The sequence below is a fragment of the Micromonospora sp. URMC 103 genome, assembly GCF_051386435.1.
Lineage (GTDB): Bacteria > Actinomycetota > Actinomycetes > Mycobacteriales > Micromonosporaceae > Micromonospora.
In genome coordinates, this window is the sequence record NZ_JBPQTR010000004.1 from 1392060 (window position 1) to 1407638 (window position 15579).

The 15579-nt window shown below is 74.7% G+C and carries 13 protein-coding genes and 3 tRNA genes; 8 read left to right on the forward strand and 8 right to left on the reverse strand.

Going from position 1 to position 15579, the window contains the following annotated elements; genetic code table 11:
- Positions 1-64: 64 nt before the first annotated feature.
- A complete protein-coding gene (locus ACSNOA_RS10080; RefSeq protein WP_436657690.1) occupies positions 65-286 on the reverse strand; it encodes a hypothetical protein in 222 nt (73 codons plus the stop codon).
- A gap of 10 nt (positions 287-296) precedes the next feature.
- The gene (gene bioB, locus ACSNOA_RS10085; RefSeq protein ID WP_436657691.1) at positions 297-1292 is read right to left on the reverse strand and encodes a biotin synthase BioB; all 996 of its coding nucleotides are present in this window, start codon (positions 1290-1292) and stop codon (positions 297-299) included.
- 180 nt (positions 1293-1472) lie between these two features.
- On the opposite strand from bioB, the gene ACSNOA_RS10090 reads away from it, so the two are divergent.
- From ACSNOA_RS10090 to ACSNOA_RS10105, 4 genes are all read left to right on the forward strand, one after another.
- A complete protein-coding gene (locus tag ACSNOA_RS10090; RefSeq protein ID WP_436658368.1) occupies positions 1473-2609 on the forward strand; it encodes an 8-amino-7-oxononanoate synthase in 1137 nt (378 codons plus the stop codon).
- A 206-nt stretch (positions 2610-2815) separates the two neighbouring features.
- Complete coding sequence (bioD, locus tag ACSNOA_RS10095; protein ID WP_436658369.1) at positions 2816-3520, forward strand: dethiobiotin synthase; 705 nt, start codon at positions 2816-2818, stop codon at positions 3518-3520.
- A gap of 54 nt (positions 3521-3574) precedes the next feature.
- Positions 3575-5188, forward strand: a complete 1614-nt coding sequence (locus ACSNOA_RS10100; RefSeq protein ID WP_436657692.1) for a sensor histidine kinase — start codon at positions 3575-3577, stop codon at positions 5186-5188.
- A 17-nt stretch (positions 5189-5205) separates the two neighbouring features.
- Positions 5206-5859, forward strand: a complete 654-nt coding sequence (locus ACSNOA_RS10105) for a response regulator (RefSeq protein WP_436658370.1) — start codon at positions 5206-5208, stop codon at positions 5857-5859.
- A gap of 46 nt (positions 5860-5905) precedes the next feature.
- On the opposite strand, the gene ACSNOA_RS10110 is transcribed toward ACSNOA_RS10105, so the two are convergent.
- The 6 genes from ACSNOA_RS10110 to ACSNOA_RS10135 all read right to left on the reverse strand — a co-directional run bounded on the left by ACSNOA_RS10110 (position 5906) and on the right by ACSNOA_RS10135 (position 13872).
- Positions 5906-6712: an ABC transporter permease subunit gene (locus ACSNOA_RS10110; RefSeq protein WP_436657693.1), complete on the reverse strand. Its 807-nt coding sequence runs from the start codon at positions 6710-6712 to the stop codon at positions 5906-5908.
- Positions 6709-7641 (reverse strand): ATP-binding cassette domain-containing protein, encoded by a 933-nt coding sequence (locus ACSNOA_RS10115; RefSeq protein WP_436657694.1) that lies wholly within the window; start codon positions 7639-7641, stop codon positions 6709-6711. The genes ACSNOA_RS10110 and ACSNOA_RS10115 overlap by 4 nt, the downstream gene beginning before the upstream one ends.
- Positions 7642-8008: 367 nt before the next feature.
- Positions 8009-9214: a cytochrome P450 gene (locus ACSNOA_RS10120; protein ID WP_436657695.1), complete on the reverse strand. Its 1206-nt coding sequence runs from the start codon at positions 9212-9214 to the stop codon at positions 8009-8011.
- 9 nt (positions 9215-9223) lie between these two features.
- Positions 9224-9892 (reverse strand): class I SAM-dependent methyltransferase, encoded by a 669-nt coding sequence (locus ACSNOA_RS10125; RefSeq protein ID WP_436657696.1) that lies wholly within the window; start codon positions 9890-9892, stop codon positions 9224-9226.
- Positions 9893-10120: 228 nt separating this feature from the next.
- Entirely contained in the window at positions 10121-13021 is a 2901-nt protein-coding gene (locus ACSNOA_RS10130) for a M36 family metallopeptidase (protein ID WP_436657697.1), read from the reverse strand.
- Positions 13022-13269: 248 nt separating this feature from the next.
- The gene (locus tag ACSNOA_RS10135; protein ID WP_436657698.1) at positions 13270-13872 is read right to left on the reverse strand and encodes a TetR/AcrR family transcriptional regulator; all 603 of its coding nucleotides are present in this window, start codon (positions 13870-13872) and stop codon (positions 13270-13272) included.
- A 287-nt stretch (positions 13873-14159) separates the two neighbouring features.
- Here ACSNOA_RS10135 and ACSNOA_RS10140 point away from each other — a divergent pair.
- The 4 genes from ACSNOA_RS10140 to ACSNOA_RS10155 all read left to right on the forward strand — a co-directional run bounded on the left by ACSNOA_RS10140 (position 14160) and on the right by ACSNOA_RS10155 (position 15541).
- A tRNA-Gly gene (locus ACSNOA_RS10140) sits at positions 14160-14232 on the forward strand.
- A gap of 34 nt (positions 14233-14266) precedes the next feature.
- Positions 14267-14337, forward strand: a tRNA-Cys gene (locus tag ACSNOA_RS10145).
- Between the two features lie 16 nt (positions 14338-14353).
- Positions 14354-14428: transfer RNA gene (locus ACSNOA_RS10150), tRNA-Val, on the forward strand.
- A 477-nt stretch (positions 14429-14905) separates the two neighbouring features.
- A complete protein-coding gene (locus tag ACSNOA_RS10155; protein ID WP_436657699.1) occupies positions 14906-15541 on the forward strand; it encodes a YceI family protein in 636 nt (211 codons plus the stop codon).
- Positions 15542-15579: the final 38 nt, after the last annotated feature.

Genomic DNA, 15579 nt, shown 5'->3' on the forward strand with positions numbered 1-15579 from the left:
TACCACCGCGGACGCGGTGGTGGGGGACGTCACATCGTCTCCGTGTGGGCGCGCGGACGCCGCCTCAGGAGCGGATCTCGCCGTGCTCGACGCAGACCGCCGACCAGCCGACCGGCACGACCTGCACCTTCATGCGCCGCCGGCACCGCGCGCAGAACCGCGGCGGCTCCAGCGCCCGGGCGCTGGCGCACGCCTCGTGCGGAGCGTCCCCAGTGGCCTCGCCGCAGCGGTCGCACCAGGTCGGCGCCGCGTCGTCCGCCAGCGTCAGCCCCACCGGCTCCGTCACCGTGGCCTCCTCACAGCGTCGCGGAGAGCGCCTTGACCGGCATCTTCAGGTCGTCGAGCAGCGCGAGGTCCTCGCTCGCCGGCCGGCCCAGGGTGGTCAGGTAGTTGCCCACGATGACCGCGTTGACGCCGCCCAGGAGCCCGTCGCGGGTGCCCAGGTCGCCGAGGGTGATCTCCCGGCCGCCGGCGTACCGGAGGAGGGTGCGCGGCATGGCCAGCCGGAACGCGGCGATGGCCCGCAGCGCGTCCTTGCCCTCGACGACGGGTCGGTCACCGAGCGGCGTGCCGGGGCGCGGGTTGAGGAAGTTCAGGGGCACCTCGTGCGGGTCCAGCTCGGCGAGCTGCGCGGCGAACTCGGCCCGCTGCTCGACCGTCTCGCCGAGGCCGAGGATGCCGCCGCAGCAGACCTCCATGCCGGAGTCGCGCACCATCCGCAGTGTCTCCCAGCGCTCCTCCCACGTGTGCGTGGTCACCACGTTCGGGAAGTAGGAGCGGCAGGTCTCCAGGTTGTGGTTGTAGCGGTGCACACCCATGTCGACCAGCTCGTCGACCTGCTCCTGGGTGAGCATGCCCAGGGAAGCCGCGACCTGGATGTCGACCTCGGCCTTGATGGCCGCGACACCCTCACGCATCTGCTTCATGAGGCGGGCGTCCGGGCCGCGTACGGCGGCCACGATGCAGAACTCGGTGGCACCGGTCGCGGCCGTCTGCTTCGCCGCCTCGACGAGGGACGGGATGTCCAGCCAGACCGAGCGCACCGGGGAGGTGAACAGGCCGGACTGCGAGCAGAAGTGGCAGTCCTCCGGGCAGCCGCCGGTCTTGAGCGACACGATGCCCTCGACCTCGACCTCCGGCCCGCACCAGCGCATCCGCACCTCGTGCGCGAGCTGCAGGGCGGCGGGCAGGTGCTCGTCGGGCAGGGTCAGCACGGCGAGGACGCCGGCCTCGTCGAGGCCGACGCCGTCACCCAGGACCCGGGCGCGGGCCTGGTCGAGGATCTCTGGCATGGCTCGTACCCTACAAGGCCCCTCCGGGAGGGAAAACGGCTGCGTCCGGGGCCTGCCCCTGAACGTCGGTTCAGGCCGGACGGGTGTGAGTGGGATCCGCCGGGCCGCATCGGGCGGGTGGTAACTTCGCCCGGCGGAGGCGGTCGACGGGGCCGGCCCGAGGCGGTGTGAGGGGTGACGGTGGCGGACTGGCTGGCGGCGCTGGACCGCCGTGCCGAGCTGCGGGCGAAGGCCGGGCTGACCCGCCGGCTGCACCCGCGCGCCGCCGGTGAGGCGGTCACCGACCTCGCCGGCAACGACTACCTCGGCCTGGCCACCCATCCGGAGGTCACCGCGGCGGCCGCGCGGGCGCTGTCGGCGTACGGACTGGGGGCGACCGGGTCGCGGCTGGTGCGCGGCTCCACCGACGCCCACCACGCGCTGGAGGACGCCCTGGCCGGCTGGATCGGCACCGACCGGGCGCTGGTCTTCTCCTCCGGGTACCTGGCGAACATCGGCGCGCTGCGCGCCCTCGTGCAGCCCCGCACGCTCCTCGTCTCCGACGCGCACAACCACGCCTCGCTCATCGACGGCTGCCGGATCTCCGGCGCGGAGACCGTCGTCACGGCGCACGCCGACGTGACCGCGGTCGCGGCCGCCCTCGCCGTGGCCCCCGACCGGCCGGCCGTGGTGGTCACCGAATCGGTCTTCTCCGTCGACGGCGACCTCGCCCCGCTGGCCGAGCTGCACGCCGTGGCCCGCCGGTACGGGGCGTTGCTGCTGGTCGACGACGCGCACGCGCTCGGCGTCACCGGCCCGGCCGGCGCCGGGGCGGTCGCCGCCGCGGGGCTGGCCGGCCAGCCGGACGTGGTGGTGACCGCCACGCTCAGCAAGGCGCTCGGCGGCGCGGGCGGGCTGGTCGCCGGCCCGGCCGAGTTCGTCCGACACCTCGTCGAGACCGGGCGGACGTTCATCTTCGACACGGCGCTGCCGCCCGCGGTCGCGGCCGGTGTACACACCGCCGTGGGTCTGGCCCGCGCCGGCGACCCGCTGCGCGCCGAGCTGGCCGCGCGGGCCGCGTTCGCCGTACGCCGGCTGCGTGAGGCGGGCCTTCCGGTGTCCGCGCCGGACGCCGCGGTGATCTCGGTGACCGCGCCGGGGCCGGAGGCCGCGACGACGTGGGCGGCGGACTGCCGCGACCGGGGTGTCGCCGTCGGCTGCTTCCGCCCGCCCTCCACACCGGACACCCGCTCCCGGCTCCGGCTGACCCTCAACGTCGGTGTGCCGCGGGCGGACTTCGAGCGGGCCCTGGAGGTCATCGTGGAGTGTGCGCCGTGAGCGCGAGGAGTGAGCCGGTTTTGCGAGCCCCGCAGTCGCGAACGAAGGTGGCGCCGTGAGCGCGAGGAGTGAGCCGGTTTTGCGAGCCCCGCAGTCGCGAACGAAGGTGGCGCCGTGAGCGCGAGGAGTGAGCCGGTTTTGCGAGCCCCGCAGTCGCGAACGAAGGTGACGCCGTGAGCGCGAGGAGTGAGCCGTGGCGGGGGCCGGTGGTGGTGACCGGCACCGACACCGAGGTGGGCAAGACGGTGGTGACGGCGGCCATCACGGCGGCCGCGCAGGCCGCCGGGCTGCGGGTGGCCGTCCTGAAGCCCGGCCAGACGGGTACGGCGACGGGCGAGCCCGGCGACGTGGACGCCGTGCAGCGGCTGGCCGCCCCGCTCACGGGTCGGACCCTGGCGAGCTTTCCCGACCCGCTCGCCCCGCTCACCGCGGCCCGGGTCGCCGAGCTGGAGCCGCTGGAGCTGTACACGGCGGTCGACGCGGTCCGCGAGGAGGCCGACAAGCACGACCTGGTGCTCGTGGAGGGGGCGGGCGGGCTGCTCGTACCGATGGGTCTGCGCCCGTCGGGCGAGCCGTGGACGGTGGCCGACCTGGCCGTCTCGCTGGGCGCGCCGGCCGTCGTGGTCGCCCGGGCGGGGCTCGGCACGCTCAACCACACGGCCCTGACGCTGGAGGCGCTGGACCGGCGGGCGGTGCCCGCCGGAGTGGTGATCGGCGCCTGGCCGACGGCGCCGGAGCTGGTGCACTGGACGAACCTCTCCGACCTGCTGCCGAACCTGCTCGGCGCGTTGCCCGCGGGGGCGGGCGCCATGGACCCGGGCGTGTTCCGGCGGTCCGCGCCGGGCTGGCTCACCCCGGCGTTGCACGGGGTGCTCGACGACTGGCGCGCGTGGGCCGAGGACATCGGCTGAACACCTGACTTTCGTCGGTGCCCGGCGCTCGCGGCGGTGGGTAGCCTGACCGCCGTGACCAGGTGGCGATGGGTGCGGACGGCGCCGCGCGGGGCGGCGCGGCGGCGCCTGCTCCGGGACGCGCTGCTGTGGGCGGCGCTCGCGGCGCCCGTCGGGTACGCCGGGCTCACTCCGCCGTACCCGCGGCTCTGGCTGCTGGTGGTGGCGGCTGGGCTGGCGCTGCTCGCCACGGCGGTGGCGGTGAGCCGGCGCTGGCCGGTGGTCGCCCTGACGCTGGTGGTGCTCGGTTCGCTGTTCCAGGGCAACTTCGTCTTCGCGATCCCGGTGTTCAGTTATCTGACCGGGCGGCGCAGCGCGAGCGCCGGCCCGGCCGTGGCCGCCTTCGCCCTGATCGCGGCCGGCGGCACGGCGCTGAACCTGGGGTTGCTCGGCACCGGCGCGGCCACCTGGTTCCTGCTCGCGTCGGTGCTGCTCTTCGCCGGGGTGTTCCCGTGGCTGGTCGGCCGTTACCGACGCCAGCAGCAGGAGCTGGTCGACGCCGGCCACCGGCACGCCGACGCGTTGGCCCGGGAGGCGCACGGCGCGGCCGAGCGGATCCGGCTGCGGGAGCGGGCCCGCATCGCGCAGGAGATGCACGACTCGTTGGGCCACGACCTCAGCCTCATCGCGCTGCGCGCGGCCGCCCTGGAGGTCGCCCCCGACCTGGACGGCCGGCACCGGGCCGCCGCGGGGGAGTTGCGGGCCAGCGTGGGCGCCGCCACCGAGCGGCTGCACGAGATCATCGGCCTGCTCCGGGAGGAGGCGGCCGGCGCCGGCACGCGGCCGGCCGACGAGAGCGTCCCCGACCTCGTCGACGGCGCGCGCGAGGCCGGCATGGCGGTACGCCTGGACGCCGCTCCGGACGTGTCCGACCTGCCGACGGTTGTCGCGCACGCCGCGCACCGGCTGGTCCGCGAGGCGCTCACGAACGCGGCCCGGTACGCCCCGGGCGCCCCCGTCGAGGTGCGGCTCGCGCGGGCCCGTGACCGGATCGAGGTGGCCGTGGTCAACGCCCCGGCACCGGCCGGTCCGCTGCCCGGCCCGCCGTCGCACGGCAGCGGGCTGCTGGCGCTCGCCGAGCGCGTACGTCTCGCGGGCGGCTCGCTCGACGCCGGCCCACGGCCGGACGGCGGCTTCGCGGTGCGGGCGTGGCTGCCGGCCGCCGGTCCGCCGCCGGAGGGCGCCGCGCCGGAGCCGGACGGGCCCGCCGTCGTGGCGGACCGCGCCTGGCTCGGGAGTGCGGAGGAATCCGCGCCCACCCCGCCGCGAGCGGCGGAGCGACCGTCCGAGGCGGAGCGGCGGCTGCACGAGGCCCGCCGGCGGGTCCGCCGCAGCCTGCTGGCGGCCCTCGGCGCGCCGGCGGGGCTCGCGCTGGTGCTGTCGTTCGTCTACTACCCGGTGGCGACCGCCGGCACGGTGCTCGACCAGGCGACGTTCGACCGGTTTCCGGTGGGCGCCGCCCGTGCCGACCTTCCGGGGCTGCCGCGCCGGCAGCTCGACCGGCCGGCGGGCGCCCACGAGGGCGGATGCGAGTACTACACCGACGGGAACTTCCCCCTGGCACAGCCGACCTGGCGACTGTGCTTCGCCGACGGGCGGCTGGCCAGCAAGGAGCGGATCGACCAGTGACCACCGACAGCATCACCATGCCCGTCCGGGTCGTGCTCGCCGACGACGAGGCGATGATCCGGGCCGGCGTACGCGCGATCCTGGCCGCCGACCCCGGCATCGAGGTGGTCGCCGAGGCGGGCGACGGCCGTGCGGCCGTGGAGCTGGTGCGGGCGCACCGGCCCCGGGTGGCTCTGCTTGACATCCGGATGCCCCGGCTCGACGGGCTGAGCGCGGCCGCCGAGATCCGCCGGCTGGTGCCGCAGACGGCGACGCTCATGCTCACCACGTTCGGCGAGGACGACCACATCGGCCGGGCGCTCGGGCACGGGGCGAGCGGTTTCCTGCTCAAGTCCGGCGACCCGCGGGAGCTGATCGCCGGTGTGCACGCGGTCGCCGACGGCGGGGCGTACCTGTCGCCGCGGGTGGCCCGTCGCGTCATCGAGCTGGGCGGCGGGCGGCTGACCCGGCGGCCGGCGGCGCGGGACCGCACGGCCGGGCTCACGGACCGGGAGCGGGAGGTGCTGGCGCTGGTCGGGGCGGGGCTGTCCAACGCGGAGATCGCCCGCCGGCTCCACCTGGTCGAGGGCACCGTGAAGACGTACCTCACCAGCATCTTCACCCGGTTGGACGTGCGTAATCGGGTGCAGGCGGCGATCCTCGCGTACGAGGCCGGCCTGGTCGAGCGGTGAGCGGGCTCCGGGGCGCGCCGCCCCGGAGCCCGTTCCTACCGCCGGCTCAGGCGTCCCGGCGGCGCAACGCGGCCCGGCCGAGCGCCAGCGCGGCCACCGCCCAGCCGGCGAGCAGCAGCAACCCCACGGCCGCCGGGTAGGGGTCGGTGTCACCGGCGAGGAAGTGCGCCCCGGCGACGCCCGGGAAGCCGTCGGCGATGCGGTTGAGCACGGTGATGTCCGGTTCCTGGAGTGAGAGCGGCACGATCATGAGCGTGGCCACGAGCACGACGAGGGTGAGCACCGCGCTGCGCAGGGCGGTGCCCAACCCGAGCGCCAGCACCCCGACGAGCGCCAGGTAGGCGGCGAACGCCACGACGTCCCCGGCGGTGCCCGCCGCGGGGGCCGTGCCCCACTCGCCGAGCACCGGCCGGGCCACCAGCACACCGACGCCGCCGAGCAGCAGGCCGGCGAGGAAGGTCACGGCCGCTGTCACCACGGCCTTCGCCAGCAGTACGCGTCCGCGCGACGGCGTGCACTGCAACGTCGTACGGATCGTGCCGCTCGTGAACTCGCTCGTGATGGCGAGCAGCCCGATCGCGAGGACCGCGTACTGGGTCAGCTCCACCGAGCTGGCGAGGATGCTGCCCACCGTGACGATGCCCGCGTCGTCGGCGGGGTCGTCGTTGGTGTTCGCGTTGGCCGCGTAGATGGCCAGCTGCCCGGCGGTGGCCGCCGTCACGAGCGCCGCGGCGAGGAGAGTCCACCAGGTGCTGCGTACCGACCAGAGTTTGGTCCACTCGGCGGCGACGGTGCCGCCGAAGCCGCCCGACCGGGTGGCGGGACGGGCGCGGGGAAGGGTGGTCGTGGTCATCGGGTCTCGCCTCCGGTGGGAACGCCCGCGTACTCGACGCTGTCGGCGGTCAGGTCCATGAACGCGCGTTCCAGCGACGCGCCGTGGGTGCTCAGCTCGTGCAGCCGTACGCCCAGCTCGTAGGCCAGGTCGCCGATGCGGTCGGCGCTGGCGCCCGTGACGGTGAGCTCGTCGGGGCCGGCCGCTTCGACGGTGGCGCCGGCGGCGGTGAGCCGCTCGGCGAGCGTGGCGAGCCCGGCCGGCTGCGGGCTGCGCACCCGGACGGCCACCGCGCTGCCGGCGATCACCTCGGCGATCGGCGCGTCGGCGAGCAGGCGTCCCCGGCCGATGACGACCAACTGGTCGGCGGTGAGCTGCATCTCGCTCATGAGGTGGCTGGAGACGAAGACGGTCCGGCCCTGCCCGGCGAGGGACCGCATGAGCTGCCGCACCCAGCGCACCCCGTCGGGGTCGAGCCCGTTCACCGGCTCGTCGAACATGAGCACGGGTGGGTCGCCGAGCAGCGCGCCCGCGATGCCGAGCCGCTGGCCCATGCCGAGGGAGAGGGTCCGGCCCGGCTTGGCGGCGGCCCGGTCGTCCAGCCCCACGCTGGCGAGCACCTCGTCGACCCGCCGGGTCGGTACGCCGTTGCTGCGGGCCATGGCGAGCAGGTGCGCCCGCCCGGACCGCGCCGGGTGGATGGCCTTCGCGTCGAGCAGCGCGCCCACCTCGTACAGCGGATGGCGCAACTCCCGGTACGCCCGCCCGTCGATGAGCGCCTTACCGGCGGTGGGCCGGTCGAGGCCGAGGATCATGCGCATGGTGGTGGACTTGCCGGCGCCGTTCGGGCCGAGGAACCCGGTGACCCGGCCGGGTGCGATGTCGACGGTCAGGTCGTCGACCGCGGTCGTCCCCCCGAACCGCTTCGTCAACCCACGTAGTGTGATCATGCGCTGACGCTAGGCGCGCGAGGTGCCGGTCCACCGCGCCCGAACGGCACCACTCCGCCCTGACTTTCGTCAGTCGCCGGCCGTCTCCGCCTCGCGACCGTGCTCCGCGGGGGACGGCGTGGCCGGGCGGCGAGTAGTCGTGCGGACGCTGTCGAGCTGCCCCGGAAATGGGGCAGCGCGGACCGGCGCCGCGGCGCCGCGGCACCGCAGCGCCTCTGTGCCTATCGCGGCGGTGCCTATGCGCAGCGGTGCCTCTGTGCGGCGGTGCCTCTGTGCGGCGGTGCGGTCCTGGTCGTGCCGGTCCCAGATCTGGGGCAGCTCGACAGGCGGCGCGAGCACCCACCGCTCGCCGGCCGAGGCGTCCACATCAACCCGCCGGTGCTCCGCGCCGGGCCGGCGGGTCGGGCGGTTCGGCGCGGCGGATGACGAAGGCGTCGGGCATCCGGAAGGTGAGGTTGTCCGGGCACCAGGGGGCGCGGACCACCGTCGCCCCGTCGAGCAGCGGGGTGGCCTCGGCGACCACCACGGCCGCCTCCATCCGGGCCAGCACGTCGCCCACGCAGCGGTGCGCGCCCGCGCCGAACGCCAGGTGCCGGCGCGATCCGCGCTGGCCGGGGCGGAACTCGTCGGGGTACGCGACGGTCTCCGGGTCGCGGCCGGCCCGGGCCAGCCAGAGCACGACGCTCGTTCCCGCGGGCACCCGCGTCCCGCCCAGCGTGCTGTCCGCCGCCGCCACCCGGCGCCAGGTCACGATCGGCGGTTCCAGCCGCAGACCCTCCTCCACGACGTCGCCGACCGCGATCTCCCCGGTGCGCAGCCCGGCCCGCACCGCGGGCTCGCCCGCGAGCCGGTGCAGCAGCAGGGTGAGGAACTGCGACGTGGTCTCCTGCCCGGCCACCAGCAGGAAGAACAGCGCGCCGACCACCACGTCCGGCGAGTGCCCCGCCGCGCGCAGCGCGCCCGCGAGCCCGCCACCGGTGGCCGCGAACTCGCGCAGCACCCGGTGGAACCGGCCCACCTCCTCGGCGAGCGCGACCTGCCGGTCGGCGTCCAGCGGCGCCCAGAACAGCTCGAGCGCCGCCCGGGCGAACGCCTTCACGGCGCCCACCGGCGCGTCCGGCAGGTCGACGAGCCGGGCCAGGACGAGCAGTGGCAGATCGGCGGCGAGCTCGGCGTACAGGTCGACGCTGGCGCCGGCGTCCAGGGCCGCGGTCAGCCGGGCGACCCGCTCCCGGACCAGGTCGGTCAGCCAGGGCCGCTGCGCGGCGACCCGGGACGGGTGCAGCGCCCCGGCGACGATCGCGCGGATCTCCGGGTGGCTCGCGCCCGCGTTGTTCGCGAGGGTGGGCGGCAGGCGGAACCGATGGCCGGCGAGCACCCGCAGCGCGTTGACCGGCATCGGGGTGACCGCGTCCAGCGCGTTGTCCGGCCGGTACGTGACCGGGTCGGTGAGCACCTGCCGGACCAGCGCGTGCCGGGTGACGACCAGGTGCTCCACACCGACGTGATCCGCCACGCGGGCCACGTCCGGCCAACCGGTGTCGGCGACCTGCGCCCAGCTGCGGAACAGCACGCCGACACGCTAGTCGGCGGCCTTCGGCAGGCCGGGCCGCAGCTGCCACACCGTGGTGCGCTTCACCCGCACGGTCTCCAGCGCCGGCGGCACCGGGACGTCGTACACGGCCAGCTCGTCGAAGCGGTCCCGGGGGAGGAAGGCGCGACCCGGGTCCCCCACGAGCACGCGGGCGCCGGCCCGGGCCGCGCGCAGCAGGAACCGCAGCATCCGCTTGGCCATCGCGTCGCTGTAGAAGACGTCCCCGGCGAGCACCACCTCCGCGCCCCCGGCGTCGCCGTCGAGGATGTCGCCGAACTCGGCGTCGACGCGTACCCCGTTGGCCTCGGCGTTGAGCGCCACCGCCGCCACCGCCAGCTCGTCGACCTCGACGGCGCGGACGGCGGCCGCGCCGGCCCGTGCGGCGGCGATGGCGACCAGCCCGGAGCCGGACGCCAGGTCGAGCACCCGGCGGCCGGCGATCAGCTCGGGATGGTCGGTCACGTAGCGTGCCAGCGCCTGTCCGCCCGCCCAGGCGAAGGCCCAGAACGGCGGCGGTCGGTCGGAGTGGAACTCGCCCTCGGTCAGCTCCCAGAGCCCGATGGGCTCGTCCGCCTGGTGCAGCCGGACCTCGGGGACGAAGGCCACCGGGGCGAGCCGGGCGTGCAGCCGGACGAAGGCGGTGGTGAGCTCGGACACCGGCCGATTCTCTCCCGGAGGTGGCGACGGGGTCGCCGCGGGGGACGGTGAGCGGTTCAGCACCGTGGGTGACATCGCCGGTCGTCCTTGGCGCGGGTCGCCACAACTCGCGTCTGGTAGGCCCGCGGCCGGCGCCGGACGACCGGCTCTGGGGCCCGCCGGGCCGGCCGGCCGGACGCTGGTAGGCGGACCGGGGCCGGCGCCACGCGGCGCCGGCCCCGGCTCCGGTCACTTCGAGAAGGCCTGGAACTCGGCGATGCGGACCTGGTCGCGCGCCGGGCTGGCGGTCGCGCAGTCGGTCGTGGTCGCCGGGTCGTCGTCCTGCTCACCGGCGTACGCCGGGCCACCCGTGCACTGGCTGTCCCGCACCTCGAGGCGCAGGTGCGTGGCGAGGGTGGTGGGCACCGGGAACGAGCGGAGGTTGATGTCCCGGGTGTAGGCGCGGTACGCACCGCCCGGGAACGCGTCGTCCGCGCTCGTGTAGATGCGCTGGAAGTGCGCCGGGTTCGCGCAGTCGGTGGTCTTCGCGTTGCAGGCCAGCACCGCGAACGACCGCAGCGAGCTGAGGGCGTTCTGGCTGCCGGTGTCGGCGTCGCCGCTGATCGCCGGGCGCAGCATGGCGCTGACGTTCACCCGCTTCACCACCTGCGGCGCGTCGCCGGGCAGCGCCACGGTGACCTGCTTGCCGGCCACCCCGTCGAGCGAGGCCCAGTTCGTGGCCTCGGTGTCGTCGGCGATCCGGTCGAGGTTGACCCCGTCGCCGCTGATCGTGGCGCCGGACGCCGTCGAGGCCAGGTTGCGGCTCATCCGCAGGTCGATGTAGCCGTCGTGGCCGGCCTTGGCCACGACGCTGAGCCGCTGGTGCCCGAAGCCGGGCGCCACCGCGAGCAGGTCGTACGTGCCGGCCACCAGCTCCACCGTGTCGGGCAGCGGCGTCGCCGGGTCGGTGTCGGCGATCGGGGTGGCCCGCGCCTCGTACTCGCCGACGTAGAGCCGGATCGGCGCGTCCTCGCTGTCGCCGCGCGGGCGGAGCGTGAACGTGGCGTTGCCGCCCCGGGGGGAGGCGAAGCTCGGGGTCGGGTCGGTGTCGGAGGCGCCGTTGGTGACGGCGTCCCGGCCCATGCCCGAGCGGGCGAACTCGGCCCAGATCAGGTCCTGGTTCGCCCCGCCGAAGCGGAGCTGGTCGGCGGTGAGCATGTTGTCGCGCATGTCGAGCATGCTCACCTGGCTCGCGGCCTGGAGCAGGAACGAGTCGAAGACGAGCTGCGACCAGCGCCGGTTGCCCGGGCACTTGTCGGCCGCCACCTTGCCCTGCGCGCACTCCAGCTGCCGCTGCGGGGTGCCGAGGCCGTACCGCTTCACGAAGGCGGAGCGGACGCGGTGGTTGGTGGCGCCCCAGATCTCCCCGTCGGCGTGCACGGCGGGACCGCCGGTGTTGTAGCCGACGTCGGAGTAGTTGAGCGGGCTCCGGCTGAGGTCGTAGTTCCGGATGCCGCTCACCAGGTTGCCGGTGACGTAGCCACCGACGATGAACGGCGTCTCGCCCGGCGCGCGGAGACCGTGCTGGAACAGGTACTCGGTGGCGAGCAGGTCGCTCCACGACTCGCCCATCGACCCGCCCTGGTGGCCGCCGATGCCGCTGTCCGGGCCGGCGATCATCCGGTTGCTGATGGCGTGCGTGTACTCGTGCCCGATCACCGTCATGTCGTAGTCGCCGTCGACGCAGGGCGGGTACGGCCCGCCGGCCTGCGGCTGCCACAGGTACATGTTGGTGGTGGGCGGCAGGCCGTCGCGCGGCGTGCCCTGGTTGGCGTTGTTCCGGTTGCCGGTCAGCGCGCCCTGCTGGGCGCGGCCCTGCTCCGCGTCGTTGCCCAGGCCGTTGGGGGTCAGGTTGACCGCCTGCAGGTTCCAGGCCGACTCGGTGAAGCCCAGGTGGTACGCCCAGTCGTGCATTCGGTTGTGCATGGCGAACAAGTTGCTGATGGCGGCGTCCGCGTCGTTGCGCTGGGCCGAGGTGAACACCGACGGGTTGCACCTGGCCTGGTGCCACTGGTCGGTGAACGGGTACTCGTAGCGGCGCTCGGGGCTGGGCGTGGCGTTCACGACCGGCGTGTTGGCGCCCCAGGAGATCACGGTGTTGGCGGAGTTGCCCCGCGAGGTGAACGTCGGCGTGCCGGTCGCCGCGTCGACGTCCCACGGGTTGCCGGTGGCCGGGTCACGGAACGCCGCCTGGCAGCCCGGGGCGGGGTCGCCGCACCAGCGGACCCGCGGGTCCTGGCCGGGGCCGAGGTCGCGGGGCGGGGTGGCCGGGAAGACCGCCCAGCTCGGGTTGTCCGAGTCGAAGTCGACGAGGTCCTCACGCACGAGCGTCTGGCCGGTGATGCCGTCGACGTAGGTGGTGAACGCGGCCGGGTGGTCGGTGTCCGACCCGATGAGCGTCACCTCGTACGCGGTGCGCGGCCCGTCGAGCGGCGTCGGTACGCCGACCTTCCGGACGCTGTGGCTGGCCACCGCGGTGGCGTCCAGCCCGGCGTCGGCGAGCGCCGCCGCGTACGCCTGCTCCTCGGTGAGGGTGGCCGGCGCGGGCGCCGCGGAGTCCCGGGACAGCGAGGAGCTGACGGAGATGACCTTCCCGCCGGTGATCGCCAGGGTGACGAGGCCGTCGTGCCCGGCCGGCAGGTCGCCGAAGCGCTGCCGGAGGGTGACGACCGCGCCGCTGCCGATGGGGCGGACCAGGACCCGTTCCATGGCGGCGACCGCCTCGACGTCCAGGCCGAAGAGGTCACGGTTGTCGGAGAGGTAGGTGCGTGCGGCGGTTTCCGGGTCGGCCGGCAGGCCGGTGGCGAGCGGGGCGTCGCCCGGACCGAGCGCGTGGGGGGTGCCGAGCTTGTTCCACCGCACGTCCGGGTCGGCCTTGCGGGCGAGCCCGCGCTGGCGGGCGTCCGGCGCCGCGCTGCCGGCGCGGTTGTCGACGTCGGCGTGCTCGTACCCCTCGGCGAACGGGCCGGAGCGGCGTTCGGCGGACGCACCCGCGCCGGGTGCGGCCGCACTGGTGCCGGCGGGCAGCAGCGCGGCGACCACCGCGGTCGCCGCCAGGACGGGGATGAGCCGGCGTCGGCGCCGGCTCATCAGGGGTGACCACCTCGGGTGTGGCACGGGACCTCCTCGTGGGAGCGGGAGGGCCGGCGCTCCGCCGGCCGCGCAGCGTCTCGACGCATGCGCATCTGTGGATACCAGGGGGAGTACGCGCCGGCAAGGTCCGTAGCTGCGTGTCGGTCCTTTCCGGCCGGCGTCGCGCCGGCGTGTCCGCTCGCGGGGCCCCGGACGGGCCGCCCGCGACGGGCGGTCGGGACGGGTCGGGGTGTCGGCGCTGGGGCTCAGTCCAGCGCGGCGGCGTCCAGGCCGAGCTCCCGGGCGGTGACGAGGCGGACCCACTCGGTGAACTGCCGCCGGGAGATCACCCGCTCGTGCACCGCGAGCTGGATGGCGAGGCCGTCCATGACCGCGCTGATCCGCCACGCGGCGCCCACCGGGTCGGCGCACTCGAAGGTGCCGTCGCCCACGCCGTCGGCGATGATCCGGGCGAGGTCCTCTCGCCAGCGCAGGTCCAGCCGGCGGGAGACCCGCTCGAGCTCCGGGGTCCGCAGCGACTCGGACCAGCCGTCGATCCACATCGGCCAGGACGTGGGTCGCCCGGCCGGCGTGTAGAGCTTCAGGATCCGCCGCAGCTTGGCCAGGGGCGGGGCGGGGGAGCGGACGACCGCGTCCAGTCGGGCCAGATCCTGCTCGACCGCATGCTCGAACGCCATGGCGACCAGGCGTTCCTTGGTGGCGAAGTGGTAGAAGACCAGCGCCTGGCTCACCCCGGCCGCGTTGGCGACGTCGGCCGTCCGGGTGTTGGCCAGGCCACGTTCGGCGATCACGTCGCAGGCCGTGCGCAGCAGGGCATCCAGGCGGATCTCGGCCGCACGTCTCGTCACGACCGTTACCGTAACCCATGGGGACGAACACGGGCAGTTACGATCGAGCCCTGACCGGACCGGCGGACAGTCGGAAGTTGGACACTTTTGGCCGCCCGGGCGCCGGGTCGTGGGGTGATCTCCGACGGGAGGGCAACCGAGTCAGGCTCCTAGGAAGCCGAGGCCGGGTGGCGTACCCGGGAAACCGGTCGAACGGGGACGGGGACGCGCCGACGGGGCACCCGAGTTGGCAACCGTTCACCGGCTCGGCTAGAGTTCTCATCCGTCACCGGGAAAGCCGGTGACACGCGGACGTAGCGCAGTTGGTAGCGCATCACCTTGCCAAGGTGAGGGTCGCGGGTTCGAGTCCCGTCGTCCGCTCGGAGCTGCCGCCACGCATGACGGGGGCAACCTCGGTGGGGTGGCCGAGAGGCGAGGCAACGGCCTGCAAAGCCGTGTACGCGGGTTCAAATCCCGTCCCCACCTCGGACAACACAGACGCGGGCGATTGGCGCAGTGGGAGCGCGCTTCCTTGACACGGAAGAGGTCACTGGTTCAAACCCAGTATCGCCCACCATCCGCACGGCAGATCGACGGCTCGTTACCGGCTCCCGGTGACGAGCCGCTCTGTTTTTCGCCGCAGCGGTGATTGCCGACATTCGCCGCCTGCGGGGCACGAATCGGCCAGCCCGGTTGGCTCGTGACGTTCTTCACGCCGCCGCCCCTCCCGCCGAGGCGCAGAGGTCGTACGGAATTCGATGCCGGCTCCGGTCCGGCCGCCCGGGACCGTTGCCGAAATCCCTTTCGCCGCAACGATCCTGGCGCAATCGGCGGTCGACGGGGGACCTTCGGCACGGCGTTCACCTGCGGCGTAGGCCATTCAACGTGCTCGCTGAATTGTGGCCGGACGCGAATTCGGCACGCATTACCCTGAGCGCCGGGGCAGATGTCCGCGGCCCTTTGTGGCACAGGACGGCGATATCGGCCGCGCGGACCCCGACGTCAGGGAAGGCACATATCGATGACGGGTCCCGCCACGCGGACGTGGGAGGGCATGACCATTCCGGTCGCCGGCACCTATCTCCTCGACCAGGCGCACAAGCGGATCGGTTTCGTGGGCCGGCACATGATGGTGAGCCCGGTCCGGGGTGAGTTCACGGAGGCGAAGGCCCGGATCACCGTGGCCGAGGATCCGTTGCGGTCCTCCGTGGTGGCGACCATCGGCACCGCGAGCATCGTCACCGGGTCCGACGACCGGGACGTGCACCTGAAGAGCCCCGACTTCCTCGACGTGGAGCGCTACCCGGCGATCGAGTACCGCAGCACGGGCGTCGTACCGCAGGACGAGACGGACCCCATCTTCTTCTGGGCACGCCTGCGCGGCAGCAACCGGCTCGGGCGTCGCGGCGGCGCGGACGTCGCGCCGCCGCCGATCCGCACCACCGGTCGGTTCGTCCTCAACGGCGAGCTGACGGTCAAGAACATCACCCGGCCGGTGGACCTCCAGGTCGAGTTCGGCGGCGCCCGGCGCGACCCCTACGGGCAGGACATCTTCGGGTTCACGGCCACGGCCGAGTTCGACCGGGAGGACTACGGCCTGCTCTGGAACGTCGCCCTGGAGGGCGGCGGCGTCCTGGTCGGCAAGTCCGTGCGGGTCGAGATCGCGGGAGAGGCCATCCGCCAGCGCTGAGCGCGTGCGACGTGACGGTGCCGGTCCGCGGCCGGGGG